General features: G+C 41.6%; 1 pseudogene. It reads left to right on the top strand.

Annotated features, from left to right (window positions below):
* Positions 1 to 459 (top strand): annotated as a pseudogene (locus tag ASJ81_RS15370) (COG1361 S-layer family protein); the annotation flags it as partial.

The following is a 459-nucleotide window of genomic DNA, read 5'->3' as shown; positions in this document are numbered from 1 at the left end:
TTGACAAATATTCAGACCACAGCAGGACTTTTTGTAGGAGGAACAACGGATTTCGATGTTTCATTCTCTGAAAGTAGTGCTGGAGAGACTTCCTTTTCAGTTGCAAATGTAGGTAATAACATAGCATATGCCGTGAAAGTATCCATTCCAGATCAAGATGGGTACAAAGTTTCAGGAAGTTCGTCAACAATTGTAGGAAATCTGGAGAAAGGAGATTACACAATTGCTTCATTTGATGTTTCAAATTCACAGGGTGGTGCAGGAGGAAACACAACCGGAAATGGCCCAGGAACACCTTCAGATTCTTCGCAAGCTGGTGATAACGACGCAAGCTCAAATTCTATAGGTTCCTCCGATCCACTGAAGGTCCAGATTGAGTATACGGATGCAAAAGGGGAAAGGGAAACCGTTACTAAAGAAGTTAATCTCGAAACTACAACATCAGGAAATATGACTGCA

The organism is Methanosarcina spelaei (assembly GCF_002287235.1).
GTDB classification, from domain to species: domain Archaea; phylum Halobacteriota; class Methanosarcinia; order Methanosarcinales; family Methanosarcinaceae; genus Methanosarcina; species Methanosarcina spelaei.
Note: the sequence above shows the minus strand (reverse complement) of the source record. Positions and strands in the feature narration are given on the sequence as shown.